Source organism: Nocardia sp. CA-107356 (assembly GCF_050946365.1).
In the GTDB taxonomy this organism is placed as follows: domain Bacteria; phylum Actinomycetota; class Actinomycetes; order Mycobacteriales; family Mycobacteriaceae; genus Nocardia.
In genome coordinates, this window is record NZ_CP191992.1 from 4,740,737 (window position 1) to 4,755,079 (window position 14,343).

Below are 14,343 nucleotides of genomic sequence, written 5' to 3' on the forward strand. Positions count from 1 at the left end.
TTTTGAATAATTGGCGGAGCGTTGCCACGAAAGCGCGGATCCGGAGGAACGTCTCGTACATCGAGCTCCGCTGCAGGTGCGCTGGTGTCCGGGTCGAGGGAGGCTGCATAGTCAAATTTATTAGCCCGTTGGAGGCAGAAGATTTCTCAATTCTGAAGCTACGGCCAGCAGGCGGTCATTTTCGCTGTGGGTGCCGATTGTTATCCGAGCGCCGACGCCATCGAAGGCGCGGAGTGTGATCTGTCGTTGCTCGCACTCCGCGGCCCATTTCGCTGTGGCGGCACCAAGCGGCAGCCAGACGAAATTGGCGTGCGAGGGCGGAGGTTTGTAGCCGATCAGGCTGAGTTCCGTGTGCACCCGGTTTCGCTCTGCGACGACGCGAAGTACGCGGTTGGATAGCTCGTTTTCCGCGGCGGGCTCCAAGCAGGCCAGTGCTGCGGCCTGGGCAATACTCGTTATGGAGAACGGCAGCTGTGTCTGCCGCAGCGCTTCGGATAAAGCGGGGTCGCCTGCGATCGCGTAACCGACCCGCAGCCCCGCGAGCCCGTAGGCTTTCGAGAATGTCCGTAGGACGACAAGATTGGGAAATTCCTCGAGCAGATCCAAGCCATCGGGGACTTCGGTATCGGTGACAAACTCGCGATATGCCTCATCGAGGGCTACGACGACATCCGGGGGAACTGTGCTCAAGAAGTCCTTGAGCTTCAGGCGATCAACGACTGTTCCAGTCGGATTGTTGGGGTTGCATACGAATATCAATCGTACGTCTGGTGTTATCTGCTCAGACATTGCGGTGAGGTCGTGAACGTGGTCGGCAGAGAGCGGCACCGGGACAGGTACTGCTCCGTTGACTGTTGCCATGATGGGGTAGGCTTCGAATGATCGCCAAGCAAACAGAACTCGCTCTCCGGGCTCGACAACAGCTTGGATGAGTTGGTCGAGGAGGGCAATCGACCCGCATCCTACGCGGACCTGTTCAGCATTCACTTTGAACTTGCGGGCCAGCGCCGATGTGAGTTCGAGGGCAAAGCTGTCGGGGTAGCGATTCGCTTCCGCTGCAACCTCATCGATCCGGACAAGCACCGAAGGAAGCGGGTGATAGGGCATTTCGTTGCTTGACAGTTTGATTGCGCCGGGCGACCTATGTCCTGGTTTGTAGACGGGCAACGTGGCTAGCATGGGGCGGAGACGCACTTTCTGATCACTTTCTGTTTGGAGTGGGAAAATTGTTCTGAACAGACGCATGGCGGCGCTCGCCATTGTTCGACCTCCGGCGCCCGCTATGGCCAGCCGCTCGGCTGGGTTAGATTTCCTGGTTAGGACGACAGAAGCTGGCCTCGCTAATAGGCGGTGATGGTTCCGGTCACCTCGCCGAAGCCGATGCGCCGCCCGTCTGTTCCGTTGGTTGTGGCTCTGATCGTGACGGTGTCTCCGTCGTGTAGGTAACTACGGGTAGTGCCATTACGCAACGTCACCGGAGTGGCTCCATCCCAGGTGAGTTCGACGAACGAGCCTCGTTGCTGGGGTTCGGGCCCGGATATCGTGCCCGAAGCGAAAAGGTCGCCGGTTCGCAGCGCGGCTCCGTTCGCCGTCAGGTGTGCCAGCTGCTGATCTGCCGTCCAGTACATGTCGGCGAAAGGCGGACGAGAGACCAAGGTGTCGTTCCAGTGCACCTCCAAGTCGATGTCGAGCCCCCATGGCTCCGCGCGTTGCAGGTAGGTCAGTGGTGAGGGGAGTTGTCGTGGGCCTTCGATGCGTGCAGCCTGTAAGGCGTCGAGAGTGACGACCCACGGGGAGATCGATGTCGCGAACGACTTGCCCAGGAACGGTCCTAAAGGGGTGTACTCCCAGCGTTGAATATCGCGTGCGGACCAGTCATTTACCAGGACCGCACCGAAAACGTGCTGTGCAAATTCTGATGGGGCAACGCGCTGGCCTTGAGGTGACGGCACACCGACGACGAAGCCGATCTCGGCCTCGATATCGACACATTGGGAGGGGCCAAACCTGGGAGGGCGATGCTGGTCGGGCCGGTACTGTCCAGAAGGCCGGACGATGGGTGTCCCGGACACCACAACCGTTCCTGCTCGACCGTGATAGCCGCTGGGTAAGTACTCCCAGTTCGCGGGAAGCGGGTTCATTCCGGGCCGGAACAGCCGTCCCAGGTTCATAGCGTGGTGTCGAGACGCGTAGAAGTCGACGTAGTCACTCACCTCGAAGGGGAGGTGGAGTCGGACTTCAGCCCGGTGGTAGAGATGCGGCGTGACCTGGTCGCGGTAGGAGGGTTGCGTCAGTAGCTCGGTCACACGATCGCGTGTCGCTCGCCATCGAACCGGACCGGTTCTGAGGAAGGCATTGAGCGTGGTCGCGGCAAATACAGGATCGGCGATTACTGCTCTGAGATCGAGAACGTGGTCGCCGATGGCGACGCCGATCCGCGGCGACAGAGCGGCTGTGGAGAACACCCCGTAGGGAAGATTTCCTATGGGGAAGTCGGTGTCGTCGGGTGTTGTCAGCCAGGTGTCTGTCATCGGGGATCGCCGTTTCTGGAAATCAGCCCGAGTGAGTATAAATCGTCAAGGGGCTGTTGGGTGTCACACGATCCATATGCCGTGAACAGTCGGCGGGCAGCTGCGGCTAGTTCCGCGCCGAGCGCTCGAACTTCGTCGGCGACGCTGGTCGAATCGGCGAGTTGGAGGACGTGCACAATCTGTGACTCTGGTGCCCCGTCGGCCGCCCGAGCGACAGCGAGCAGGATATTGAGAAACCCGTGATGCTGGAACTGGGTGACCCGGTCACGGTAGGGCAGCGCATGATGGAGGCCCGCGGTTGCCTTGAATCCGACACCCACACGTGCGCACTCCGCGATGAAGCGACCGAGCTGCCGCGCCGAGGGAAATGCCTCCGCTTGCAGCCCGCCGCAGCGGATCTTGGCACGCAACCCAGCGGCTGCGATGGCTGGAAGCGCTGCCAGGTTGTCGGGGTGGATCTCGGCGTAGCGCGGGAGTCTGTCCAGTGCCGGGTGGCACACGGTGAGTGTGGCGAGGGGCGCCTCCAACGCAGCGACCTCGACGCGAGGGTCCGCGATGACGTCATCGACCTTGTCGCTGCTCGACCCAGTGGTGGGGCCGAGCAAAACGATGCGAATCGTATCGTCGCGGTGAAGATCTTCAAGCAACTCGGAGATACGTTCGACAGGGCATAGAAACCGATGGGTCAGTACTGGACTGGCGTACTGGGTGTCGTGGCGGTGACGCGACAATGCCTCGGCCATAGGCAGATTTGCTGGAGGGAATAGTCCGGCGTCGTCTACGAGTGCGGCCAGCGCGCGGTTGATACGCCCAGCGCTGGTGTCGACGGTCATCGGATGCTCTTGCATTTGTTGGCCCAGGACCATGCGTATTCCGGTTGCTCGCAGGCATGCCCGGCCGCGCCGATCCCGAGCGGCCGGAATGTATCAACCATTACCGCCAGCTCATCGAAGTACTCGACACCGATGCTTGCGGCGATGGCTCCCGGCTGGGGTCCGTGCGAGTGACCGCCAGGGTGGAGGGAGACCGAGCCGGCTGAGATGCCGGAGCCCTTACGCGCACCGTAGTCGCCGGCGACGTAGAACATCACCTCGTCGGAATCGACGTTGGAGTGGTAGTAAGGGACGGGAACGGCCTGCGGGTGGTAATCGACCTTGCGAGGAACGAAGTTACAGATGACAAAGTTGTGGCCCTCGAACACCTGATGCGCCGGCGGTGGCTGGTGGATTCTGCCGGTCAAAGGCTCGAAGTCGCCGATGTTGAACGCATAGGGATACAGACACCCGTCCCACCCGACGACGTCGAACGGATGGTGCTCGTAAGTAACGACGGTTCCTGCGAGCCCAGCGCCTTTGCGGTGCTTGACATATACCTTGACACCACCGTCCTCGACGATCGCCGGAGCCGCGGGCAGCCGCAGGTCGCGTTCGCAGTAGGGCGCGTTTTCGAGGAACTGGCCACGCTCGGAGAGGTACCGGCGCGGAGGGTTGATGTGTGAGTTCGCCTCGATGATGTATGCGCGCAGTGGCGAGGGGCCATGGGGCACCCATCGGTGGATGACTGTGCGGGGGATAAGCACATAGTCCCCCTTTGAGGCTTCGATCGGTCCATACGCTGTTTCAAGGCTGGCTGTGCCGTCCTCGATGAAGATGCACTCGTCACCGATGGCGTTCCGATACATCGGTGAAGTTTCCTCGGCGACTACGTAGCTGATCCGTACGTCGTCGTTACCCAGGACCATGCGGCGGCCAGTGACCGCATCGATGCCGCAGCAGTTCTCCGCGAAGAGGTCGGGCAACCGCAGATGGCGGGGTTGCAGTGGGTGGTTGGGGCTTACGTCGACGGTCGGTGGATCCCAGGGAGCGACGGCAATGATCGCGGCGGGATTGCGACGATGGTATAAGAGCGAGGAATCGGAGGAGAACCCTTCTTCTCCCACGAGTTCTTCGAAATACATTCGGCCGAGGCTATCGGCGTGTTGCGTATGCCGTTTTGTGGGGACTTCGCCCCTGTATTGATAGAAGGGCATCTTGTGCTCCTACCGTGGTGATCAGCGAATTACTGATGATTCTGAGGTCGGGGATCGGACGGGTCAAAGATTGCCGCGACGTTCCTGCTCTCGCTCGATCGCCTCGAACAGGGCTTTGAAATTGCCTTTGCCGAATCCCAGTGAACCGTGGCGCTCGATGAATTCGAAGAATACAGTCGGACGGTCGCCGATGGGCTTGGTGAATATCTGAAGCAGATAGCCGTCCTCGTCTCGATCTACCAGGATGCCGCGCCGTTTGAGTTCGCCGATAGGCACGCGCACGTCGCCGATTCGTCGTCGCAGCGCGGGATCGTCGTAGTACGAATCCGGGGTAGTAAGGAACTCGACGCCTGCGTTGCGGAGTTCATCGACGGTGTGCAGAATGTTGTTGGTAGCCAAAGCGAGGTGCTGCACGCCGGGGGATCGGTAGTACTCGAGATATTCGTCGATCTGGCTTTTGCGTTTTCCGGGGGCGGGCTCGTTGAGCGGGAATTTAACTCGATGGTTTCCGTTGGCGACGACTTTGCTCATCAGTGCCGAATATTCTGTCGCGATGTCGTCGCCGATGAATTCAGCCATATTGATGAAGCCCATGACACGGTTATAGAAATCGACCCAGCGGTCCATCGCGCCGAGCTCGACGTTGCCGACGACATGGTCGAGTGCTTGGAAGAGTCGGCGGCGGTTGGGGCGGTCGCCAGCGTGCCGTTGTATAAAGCCGGGGAGGAAGGGGCCGTCGTAGCGGCTCCGGTCGATGAGGGTGTGCTGGGTGTCGCCGTATGCGGCGATCGACGCTCGCCGCACAGTGCCATGCGTATCGCTGATGTCGTGTGGCTCTTCTAGCACGGTCGCCCCCTGCCGTCGTGCATGTGCGACGCACCGATCGACGTCCAACACCTGCAGGGCGATGTCGAACACGCCGTCGCCGTGACGACGGTGATGATCGGCCATACGGCTGTCCGGGGAGACACCTCCGGCGATGACGAAGCGCACGGCGCCGCTGCGCAATACGTAGGCATGGTGATCGGAATTGCCCGTCTCGGGGCCCGAGTAGGCGATCAGTTCCATTCCGAAAACTGTCTGGTAGTAGCCAGCTGTCTGGGTGGCGTTGCCGACGATCCACCACACGCCATCCCATCCCATGACCGGAAACGGATCTGTGCTCACGTCGTACGGTACGAGACCCACCAGCTGCGTGAGCTGGGGCAGGTCGAGGTGAGCCGAACGTTCCTCCGTGTTCAGTTCATCCGCAAGACTCATCTGAATCCTTTCATCGTGGCCGTATCGGACGGCGGTGCCCGGTGTTCGGCCAGGTGGCGCATAGTGTTATCTGGATCGAGATTGGTTTGCAATCAGTCATGCTGATAACGTGACTTCTGTACAATTCAGGTCAGTTTTCGGCACTACAACTAGTCAGAATGACCATTCCAGATGACCACTCCGCCTTGGGAGGGTGTTTGAGGTTTCGAAGGGCAGCGCGATGAAGGGAGGCACCAGACTCGACGCATTCGACGTCGAACTGCTCGAGGCGATGGCCACGCACGGCAGGGTGGGTGTTCTGGAGTTGGCCCGCATTCTCGGCGTAGCCCGAGGCACCGTCCAGGCTCGGCTGCAGCGATTGGAGTCGAATGGTGTGATTCGGAGCTATCGACCGGCGATCGACATCGTCGCGGCTGGCTTCCCGGTCCAGGCAGTGATTTCGCTGGAGATCTCCCAGGGGGCGTTGGAGGAGGTCGCAGCTGATCTTGCAAAGATCCCGCGGGTGATCGAGGCATTCGCCACAACAGGAGCGGGACGTGATGTGCCGGATCGCCGCTCCTGACCATGCAGGGCTGCAGGAGGTGCTGCTGTCCATCGACCGCTCGCCGCATGTGGTGCGCTCCACTAGCGTGATCGTGTTGTCCACGCTGGTGGGACACCGCACGTCGCCCGTGCTGCGGTCCGGTGTGAAAGGTCCACCAACACGGTTGCCTGCATATCGGGCGGGGCTGTGATCAGATGCGAGCCACCGCCTCTGCTACCGGATACGAACGCACTGCGCGGCTAGGACGAACGCGCCTGCGCCGGAGATGGATTCTTTCAATGCACTCGCGTAGTCGATTGCCCTCTCTGCATCGGTGAATGAGATGGCCTGGACCACGCGCGAGTCCTCACGCAGAGCCTGATACGTCTCCATCATGTGTGCATGTGATGAAGTCGGTAATTCGGCGGCTCTCGGTCCGACTTGGATCACCGAATAGTCGCGGTCGATCGTTGCGATGGTCTCCCCTCGCGTCCTCGGCCGAAGCTCCTGAGTACCGACGTGTCGGGTCACCAGCGCGAAGCATCGTCGGATGTCAACGAACGTGGGTTCGTCGGCACTCGCACGGGCAGCGACAGACCCATTCATTGCCATCGCCATGGAGGAAAATAATGGAAAGTTCATTCGGGCACAGCCATGGACCGGTAGTGCCGAACATTCGGGCTCGTAGTCGGCTAGTACGTGATACTGGCGGTAGCTCTGTAGCGCCGGGAGGTGCATCGCGATGTCGGCGTGCGGGCCGCGCCAATGCTGCACGAACCGTGCGTGCGACAGATCGAGTCGCCGCGCCGCAAACCACCAGCGCGTGACTGCGGTGTCGATGAGCGGCCCGTCGGCCTCTGCCAGGCTCACAGTAGTTGCCCCGGCAGACCGGAGGCGCGGGTACGGTCGGCCGCCTCGGTCGGGGTGGTCCCGGCAGCTACCGCGGTGAGAAGCTGTTGGGCGGTCGCCAGCAGGCCCTGCATCGTGTCGCGAGCTTCTGCGGCATCGCCCGAACGGACCGCCGAGGCCAACCGTTCGTAGCTTGGACGGGCCTGCTCGTAGGCCGAACGCGGCGGTGCCCCTCGCAGGCTCATCCATACTCGGTGAGCATCGAAAACCAGACGGTCGACGATGGCTACCGCGCGCTTGTTGCTCGACGCTACCGCCAGCTCGTGGTGAAATTTGACCGCCAGCCGCACTTCTTCACCCCAGGTTGTCTCTGCGCTGTAGCGAGCCGACAGATCAACGAGCAGTTCAGCTTGCTCGACAGTGGCGCGCCGGGCAGCCTCGGCCGCCAATCGCGGCTCGATACTAGCTCTCAGATGGTAGATATCCAGAATGTCGGACAGTCCCGGCGCCCTCACCACATACCCCCGTCTGGGCATGAGATGCAGCAGCCCGTCGAGCACGAGTAGGCGTAAGGCCTCGCGCGCCGGGGTCTTGGACACCGAGAAGCGCCTTGCGACGTCTGCCTCGAACACCAGTTCGCTTGCCGCGATGCGTCCTTCGAAGATGTCGTCACGCAACGCGTAATAGACCTGTGGCACCACGGAGTCGCCGAAGATGGCGAGGTCATCCTCATTCACGGGTCTAATATATCACGAGTTCACTATTGACACATCTATGGCTGACCGAGTTGACTATGTGTGTCCCGCTCCAGTCGGGTAATGCAAGTACCCGACCTATGAGATCGGTTTCTGGATTGAGAGTTCGGCAAGGAGGTGCTGTGAGCACCGTTATCGTTACCGGCGCAGCGTCAGGGATCGGTCGCGCGATCGCACTCGATCTAAGCCGCGACCATGATGTGGTGGCCTGCGATCTCAACGCCGCAATGCTCGATGACGCGGGTCTGACGTCCCTGCACAGAGTCGTTGCCGATGTCACCTCGCCTAGCGACGTGGAATCGGTGGTCGACCAAGCGGTGGACAGGTTCGGAGGGGTGAGCGGCCTCGTTCACTGCGCGGCCATAGAGGAGCCCTCGACACCGGCCCTTGAGTTTCCCCCGGCTCTCTTTCATCGGATTATCGACGTCAATCTCGGCGGCAGTTTTCTGATGTGTCAAGCTGCCGCAAAAGCGATGCGCAACAGCGGCACAGGGGGCTCAATCGTCAGAACAGCCCGCAGGGGCGGCTTGTGATGGTATCCGACGTGAGAATTGTTAACTGCGATACTGAAAGCGCAGTGCTGCTGACGCTGAGGCGCGGGCTCGCTCTGCTTGATGCGGTTGCCGAACGTAACGGGTCGGTAACCGCCAAGTCGCTCGCTCGCAGTCTCGGTTTGCAGCAGCGCACATGCTATCACCTCCTTAGAACTTTGCGTCGTGAGGGATACCTCGTTCGGTTACCCAACGGCGAGTTCGACATCGGCCCGCGCCGTGCGTTCGTAAATCGGCTACGCAGCACCCCGGCGAACGGAATGAGCTCGCTTGAGCAGGGCCCTGGTGCTTCTGCCCCTCCTGAACTCGGCCGCGCCGTCCACTTCATGTCAAAACACCCGAGTGAGCTGGTTGATATCCATCTCGAAACGCAGACCACTGTCCCAGAGCCCGCCCTGTCGCCACGACAGGCGGAGGTCGTCGACCTCGTTGCAAAAGGACTAACCAATGTCGAGATTTCCCATAAGCTTTACATAGGCGTAGACACGGTGAAGAAACACCTCACCCAGGCGCTTTCCGTCACCGGCTGTCGGAACCGAACCCAACTCGCGCTCTTTTGGTTATCCGGGCGTAGATAGCCAGTCCTGGACGCACACGCTGCCTGAGGGTGAGATCAATTGGTGGCCAAGTTCTTTTGGCCGGTAGCGTGCAGCCAGAGGCAATGGGTGGCTTGCCCATTTCTGTTGGATCCAGTTGTGGTGGTCCGTCCTTCGGCTACGGCGGTGCTGCGGAATCGTACATATTTTCTCCGCGATTTCGCTTCCACACCTGTAGTCGCGGTGAGTTTCGCAAGTCGGGCGTCAATCGCCTCTGCAAGGTGCGATGAATTCGCCTGTCGTGTCAACGCGGCTGCGGAGTTGGTGGATGCCAGTGGCCGATGCTGCGCGCAGGCTTGCGGATCGGTTCGGGTGTTCACTGCGGCAAGCCCGCCGCTACATGGATCGCGCCGTCGCCGACGTCGCCGGGGTCGTCCTGGATGTGGAACGCGATCACCGCGCCCGCGACCTGGTCATCGATGATAGCGAGCGGGCAGGTGCTGGAGAACAGGGCCGCGTACAGCCAGTAGTCCGAGTTGGTGCGGGCGGTGATGTAGGGGGCACCGGTGCCCATCAGGTCGATGACCTCACCGATCCGGGCCACCGACAGGGGCTCGATCCTCACTCCAGCACCGTGGCGGGGTCGCCGCCGGTGTAGACGATGGCGTGCTCGTCGAACTCGGGTGGGTTGAAGCGGGCGAAGAAGTCATCGAGCGCTTCGGCGGACACAGTGAGGGCGTTGGCATCTTCGCGCTGGTTGCGTTCGTCCAGGCGGCGCAGCAGCTCGGCCTTGTTGACCGGGAGACCAAACGCACGTCGGCGCCGGCGGATTCGGCGAACTCGCGCCAGGCGTCCCGATCCTTGCGCAGCCACAGCCCGTGATCGAGCACCACATCGTGGCCTGCGGTGATCTCGGCGGCGAGCTGGTTGCGGATGTCCTGGACGACGGGGCGTTCCTTGTCGAAGTAGGTGTCGTGCGGGTAGTCGATGCGCTAGCGGCCGTGCCGCCGGTGGACTTCCTCGTCGACCGATAGCCGGTGAAAGCCGGTGTCGGCGAGTGCTTTTGCGAGCACTGTCTTTCCGGATCCGGTGATGCCGCACAGCAGGACCACGATGGATTCGCCCACGGTCAGTCCCCTTTCGTCGGTATCGGTGGCCGCCATTGGACCAGGATGTTACGGGCCTCGGCCACCCAATTACCGGGCAGCTGGGCCAGGGTGATCGGCCGGTAGGCCGGTCGCGGATCGGCGGGGTCGATGCGGCCGTGCCGGCTGCCGACATGATCGAGTAGCCGGGCGGCTTCGTCGCGGACCGCGGGCGTGTGCCCGATCCACTCGCCGCTCGAGAACCGGGCCACCCGCTGATGCAGGTCGGCCAGCACACCGCGCCGCCATTTGAAATGGTGCACGCACACCAGCCGCTCCGGATCTGGACGATAGCCTGGGGCGCGATGGTTACCCGAGGCCACCACGACATCCGAGCGGACCGCGACGACCTTGCGGGGATCACCGCGCAGTACCCGGTGGGTCAGGTGCCCGCCGAGCGGAAACGCCTGATCCAGATCCATGCCGGGGGTGATCGGCCGCAGTGCGCCGTCTCGGCTGATCCGGTCGAGCAGCAGGCCGCCGACCACCGGGGTCCCGGAGTTCTCGGCGGTGGTGATCGCGTTGTCGATGCTGGTGGGGAATTGGTGGAATTCGTCGCTGTCGGCGAGCAGGTGCCATCCAGGGCCGGCGAGGGTGCGCAGCCGCTCGCCTAGCTCGGGCGTTGGTGTGCTCATGCCATGGTGCGTGGCTGGTCAGCGCCGGTCCGATGCCCAGATCGCTGGCGGTGGCCGCCAGTGCATCCTGGTGCCGGGCGGGGACTTGATCGGGGAAGTGGAAGGCGATTGTTGACCGGCGCTCAGGATGAGGACGACGGCGGCATTCGTGGTGAGGATGTCCGGCAATGTGAAGACCCCGCCGTCTGGGGCCCGGCGGGGTCCGGGTGATCAGGGTGTCTGCGTGGTGTTCAGTCTGTCGTGACCTCGGCGATGGCTGTGCGGGTGGAGGATTCGTCGACGATGGCCTTGTCGGCGGCGAACGCGGCGACGAGCGCCTAGAGGGCGAGGTTGTTGACCGCCCGCGGGTAGCCACGGCTCGTCTGGTGGATCAACCCAATCGCGTCGTCGGAGAACAGCGGGTCGGCGCGGCCGGCCAGGGCGAGGTGGTGACGCAGGCAGCTGCTGGTTTCCTGCTCGCTCATCGGCGGCATGGCGTAGCGCAGCCCGATGCGTTGATCCAGTGCTGCGAGCACGCCGAGCTTCATCCGGCGTCGCAGTGTGGGTTGGCCGACGAGCAGGCAGGCGAACGGGCTTGAGCTGTCGAGGTTGTAATTTGTCAACAGCCGCAACGCTTCCAACTGATCGTGGGCCAAAAGGTGTCCCTCGTTTACGACCAAGACCGCTGCCCGCCCACGCTCCGCCCGCTCGGCGGCGAGCGCGTCGGCGGCCTGTGGGGCGAGGGTGGCGTGGTGCACGTGGGGTTGCCCACCGAGCGCAGACACGATCTGGTGGTGGATACCGCGGACACCGACGGTCGGCAGTCCCAGCGGGCGCAGTTTCCCGTTCTTCTTCGGAATATGCACCCGCCGCACCGGACGGAACCGATACCGCTCGGCGCGCATTGCACCGATGATGCGGTCGATCTTGCCCAGCGACATGCCGTCCACGGTTTCCTGTGTGACCCCGGCCGTCATCGCACCCTTGTTGGCGTAGATGCGGCCGTAGGCCAGCAGATACAACTGCGGGTTGAACAGTTGCCGATATAGCTGTGTCAGCGGCAGGCCCCGCCTGCCGCGCTCACGCAGAACATCCAGAACCGTTTCGGCGCTCTGCATTACGCATACCTCCCGATCAGTGAATGCTCAGGTCACCTGGTCTGCTTCGCCCTGCGGGCGGCTTTCCCGTCCTCCCTGGCCGGGCGTGACTCCGGCGACTACTACCAGACCTCCGTCGCCCTGGGACTCGCGTCCGGTAGGCGATCCCCTGTTCGTCGTCACCGCACGTGGCAGCGTGATGCTGGCGTCCCACTCATCTCCTTGAATGCCCTCACTGGGCATCGCTCCGAGCACCGACCGGATCGCGTCGGCACGCTCGGCGAAGCGCCGCAGCCAGCCGCGCACGGTCTCGGCGGGACGGTGCAGGTCGGCGGCGATGCGCCGGAACCCGACGCCGTGCCGGGCTTTGGCCGCGAGCGCGGCCACGATCACCGCGGCGGTGTCGGCGCGCCGCGCGAACGTGGTCACCGGCAGCAGCACGTGCGTGGCCGGGCAGCGGCGACAGCGCGACCGCCGCGGTGTGAGCTCGACCGGCCCGCCGATGCCGCGCAGTCGGCGCGGCCGGGCCCTGCCCCATCCGCCGAGGACTCCACCGCAGCCCGGACACGCGAGCTCGCCGGCGCGCAGCCGTTGCTCGGTCCGGTCCGGCTCGGTTTCCACGTTGATCAACGCCTCGCCCCTTCGTTCGGATCTCCTCGGCCCGACCGGATGGTCGGTCCTGCTGATCCGTCGAGTGCGGTGCGTCCCGGAATCGGCAACCGCGGAAACGAATTCCCGGTCCTGTCGGTGACCCGGGGGTTAGGCCGAAGTTAACGTCGGGTTAGGGGTCGAGTTCGTGCAGGCGGCGGGTGAGGTAGTCGGCTTCGACGGTGTTGCCGGCGAGCAGCCGGGCTTCCTGCCAGGCCAGGCGGGCGTCGTCGCGGCGACCCAGGCGGGTGAGGAATTCGGCGCGCGCGGCTTGGAGGTAGTGGTAGCCCCCGAGCTGGGGGTCGGCGGTGAGTTGGTCGAGCAGGGCGAGCCCGGCCTGCGGGCCGTGGGCGTGCCCGACGGCGATCGCGCGGTTCAGGGCGACCACCGGTGACGGCCACACCGCGATCAAATGGTCGTAGAGGCCGGCGATCTCGGCCCAGTCGGTGGCCTCGAAGGCGGGGGCTTCGGTGTGGACGGCGGCGATGGCGGCCATCAGCGGGAACCGGCCCGGCTCACCGCGCCTGCTGCGCAGCGCTTTGCGGACGAGCGCGATGCCCTCGGTGATCGCGGCGCGGTCCCAGCGGGAGCGGTCCTGGTCTTGCAGGGGCACGAACGCGCCGCTCTCGTCAGTGCGGGTGCCGCGGCGGGCATCGGTGAGCAGCAGCAGGGCATACAGGCCGGCGACGTCGGGGTCGGTCGGCAGCAGCAGCCGCAGCATCCGGGTCAGGTCGAGGGCGCGTTGGATCAGGTCGGCGCGGACCAGCTCGGTGCCGGTGGGGGCGGTGTGGCCGGTGGTGTAGAGCAGGTGCAGCACGGTGAGCACGGCGTCGACCCGATCGGTCAGGTCGGTGTCGTCGGGCATCTTATAGGGGATGCGGGCCTGGGTGATCTTCTGTTTGGCGCGGGTGATCCGCGCCGCCATCGTCGTCTCCGACACCAGAAACGCCTTCGCGACGTCACCCGTGGCCAGCCCGCACAACAGCCGCAGCGTCAACGCCACCCGCGCCTGCACCGACAGGGCGGGGTGGCAGCAGGTGAAGATCAGCCGGAGCCGGTCGTCGGCGACCGGCTCCGCCGCGGTCTCGTCGGTGGCGGGAGCCGACGGTTCGTCGACGAGCAGCGGCACGGTTTTCTCGAAGGCGATGTCGCGGCGCAACTCGTCCAGGGCGCGGCGCCGCGCGGTGGTGGTCAGCCACGCGCCGGGCTTGTCCGGGATCCCGGACACCGCCCACGATTGCAGCGCCTGGGTGAACGCTTCCTGTGCGCATTCTTCGGCGAGGTCGAGGTTGCGGGTCACCCGCACGGTGGCGGCGAGCACGAACGCCCATTCGCGGCGGTGCGCGTCGGCGACGGCGGCCGCCACCGCCACCGACGCCGGTGGCGGTGGCGGTGGCGGTGGCGGTGGCGGTGGCGGTGGCGGGGTGGTCATGGTTCGTCGGTGGGCCAGACCGGGCGAACCTCGACCCCGCCGAACGGGGCGGGCACCTGCGCGGCAACGCGGACGGCCTCGTCCAGGTCTGCGGCCTCGATCACGTAGTAGCCGCCGAGCACCTCCTTGGATTCGACGAACACCCCGTCGGTGACCACCGGACGGTCCTGCTCGTCGCGGCGGATCGTGGTGGCCGTCGCGGCGGGCCGCAACCGTTTGCCGCCGCGCAGCCGGGATGCGTTGGCGGCGACGAACTCCTCGTGCCGGCGCAGCGTGCGCGCCACCACCTGCGGGCCGGCCTGGGCCATGGCGTGCTCGTCGGTGTGGATCAGCAGCAAGTACTGCGTCATCGGCGTTCCCCTTCTCGTCGCCG

Annotated in this window: 15 protein-coding genes and 3 pseudogenes; 4 read left to right on the forward strand and 14 right to left on the reverse strand. The window is 63.9% G+C overall.

Annotated elements, in window-relative coordinates; translation table 11 throughout:
* Positions 1-120: 120 nt before the first annotated feature.
* The 5 genes from hisC to hppD form a co-directional block, all read right to left on the reverse strand.
* Complete coding sequence (gene hisC / locus ACQP1G_RS21300) at positions 121-1,245, reverse strand: histidinol-phosphate transaminase (protein WP_433208699.1); 1,125 nt, start codon at positions 1,243-1,245, stop codon at positions 121-123.
* A gap of 95 nt (positions 1,246-1,340) precedes the next feature.
* A complete protein-coding gene (gene fahA / locus ACQP1G_RS21305) occupies positions 1,341-2,531 on the reverse strand; it encodes a fumarylacetoacetase (protein WP_433207109.1) in 1,191 nt (396 codons plus the stop codon).
* Positions 2,528-3,364, reverse strand: a complete 837-nt coding sequence (locus tag ACQP1G_RS21310) for a hypothetical protein (protein ID WP_433207112.1) — start codon at positions 3,362-3,364, stop codon at positions 2,528-2,530. The genes fahA and ACQP1G_RS21310 overlap by 4 nt, the downstream gene beginning before the upstream one ends.
* Positions 3,361-4,560 (reverse strand): homogentisate 1,2-dioxygenase, encoded by a 1,200-nt coding sequence (locus ACQP1G_RS21315; RefSeq protein WP_433207115.1) that lies wholly within the window; start codon positions 4,558-4,560, stop codon positions 3,361-3,363. The genes ACQP1G_RS21310 and ACQP1G_RS21315 overlap by 4 nt, the downstream gene beginning before the upstream one ends.
* A 63-nt stretch (positions 4,561-4,623) precedes the next feature.
* On the reverse strand, positions 4,624-5,820 hold the full coding sequence (gene hppD / locus ACQP1G_RS21320) for a 4-hydroxyphenylpyruvate dioxygenase (protein ID WP_433207118.1): 1,197 nt from the start codon (positions 5,818-5,820) through the stop codon (positions 4,624-4,626).
* 220 nt (positions 5,821-6,040) lie between these two features.
* Between hppD and ACQP1G_RS21325 the strand changes: the two genes are divergently transcribed.
* Positions 6,041-6,382, forward strand: a complete 342-nt coding sequence (locus tag ACQP1G_RS21325; protein ID WP_433207121.1) for an Lrp/AsnC family transcriptional regulator — start codon at positions 6,041-6,043, stop codon at positions 6,380-6,382.
* On the forward strand, positions 6,360-6,554 hold the full coding sequence (locus tag ACQP1G_RS21330; protein WP_433208702.1) for a hypothetical protein: 195 nt from the start codon (positions 6,360-6,362) through the stop codon (positions 6,552-6,554). The genes ACQP1G_RS21325 and ACQP1G_RS21330 overlap by 23 nt, the downstream gene beginning before the upstream one ends.
* Before the next feature lie 23 nt (positions 6,555-6,577).
* On the opposite strand, the gene ACQP1G_RS21335 is transcribed toward ACQP1G_RS21330, so the two are convergent.
* Both ACQP1G_RS21335 and ACQP1G_RS21340 read right to left on the reverse strand, forming a co-directional pair.
* The gene (locus ACQP1G_RS21335; protein WP_433207124.1) at positions 6,578-7,213 is read right to left on the reverse strand and encodes an EthD domain-containing protein; all 636 of its coding nucleotides are present in this window, start codon (positions 7,211-7,213) and stop codon (positions 6,578-6,580) included.
* Complete coding sequence (locus ACQP1G_RS21340; protein WP_433207127.1) at positions 7,210-7,929, reverse strand: GntR family transcriptional regulator; 720 nt, start codon at positions 7,927-7,929, stop codon at positions 7,210-7,212. The genes ACQP1G_RS21335 and ACQP1G_RS21340 overlap by 4 nt, the downstream gene beginning before the upstream one ends.
* 140 nt (positions 7,930-8,069) lie before the next feature.
* On the opposite strand from ACQP1G_RS21340, the gene ACQP1G_RS21345 reads away from it, so the two are divergent.
* A complete protein-coding gene (locus tag ACQP1G_RS21345; protein WP_433207130.1) occupies positions 8,070-8,480 on the forward strand; it encodes an SDR family NAD(P)-dependent oxidoreductase in 411 nt (136 codons plus the stop codon).
* Positions 8,481-8,491: 11 nt separating this feature from the next.
* Positions 8,492-9,076, forward strand: a complete 585-nt coding sequence (locus ACQP1G_RS21350; RefSeq protein WP_433207133.1) for a LuxR C-terminal-related transcriptional regulator — start codon at positions 8,492-8,494, stop codon at positions 9,074-9,076.
* A gap of 334 nt (positions 9,077-9,410) precedes the next feature.
* Here the strand turns inward: ACQP1G_RS21350 and ACQP1G_RS21355 are convergent, their stop codons facing one another.
* From ACQP1G_RS21355 to ACQP1G_RS21385, 7 genes and pseudogenes are all read right to left on the reverse strand, one after another.
* Complete coding sequence (locus ACQP1G_RS21355) at positions 9,411-9,659, reverse strand: hypothetical protein (RefSeq protein ID WP_433207136.1); 249 nt, start codon at positions 9,657-9,659, stop codon at positions 9,411-9,413.
* Positions 9,622-10,197: pseudogene (locus ACQP1G_RS21360) on the reverse strand (AAA family ATPase). Before ACQP1G_RS21360 ends, ACQP1G_RS21355 begins: the two are co-directional and overlap by 38 nt.
* The gene (locus tag ACQP1G_RS21365) at positions 10,164-10,814 is read right to left on the reverse strand and encodes a hypothetical protein (RefSeq protein ID WP_433207138.1); all 651 of its coding nucleotides are present in this window, start codon (positions 10,812-10,814) and stop codon (positions 10,164-10,166) included. Before ACQP1G_RS21365 ends, ACQP1G_RS21360 begins: the two are co-directional and overlap by 34 nt.
* Positions 10,815-11,044: 230 nt before the next feature.
* A pseudogene (locus ACQP1G_RS21370) lies at positions 11,045-11,614 on the reverse strand (ExeA family protein); the annotation flags it as partial.
* A gap of 528 nt (positions 11,615-12,142) precedes the next feature.
* Positions 12,143-12,520, reverse strand: a pseudogene (locus tag ACQP1G_RS21375) (hypothetical protein); the annotation flags it as partial.
* A 151-nt stretch (positions 12,521-12,671) separates the two neighbouring features.
* Positions 12,672-13,970 carry an RNA polymerase sigma factor gene (locus ACQP1G_RS21380; RefSeq protein ID WP_433207141.1) on the reverse strand — a complete coding sequence of 433 codons (1,299 nt, stop codon included), beginning with the start codon at positions 13,968-13,970 and terminating at the stop codon, positions 12,672-12,674.
* Entirely contained in the window at positions 13,967-14,320 is a 354-nt protein-coding gene (locus ACQP1G_RS21385) for a YciI family protein (protein WP_433207144.1), read from the reverse strand. The genes ACQP1G_RS21380 and ACQP1G_RS21385 overlap by 4 nt, the downstream gene beginning before the upstream one ends.
* Between the last annotated feature and the right edge of the window lie 23 nt (positions 14,321-14,343).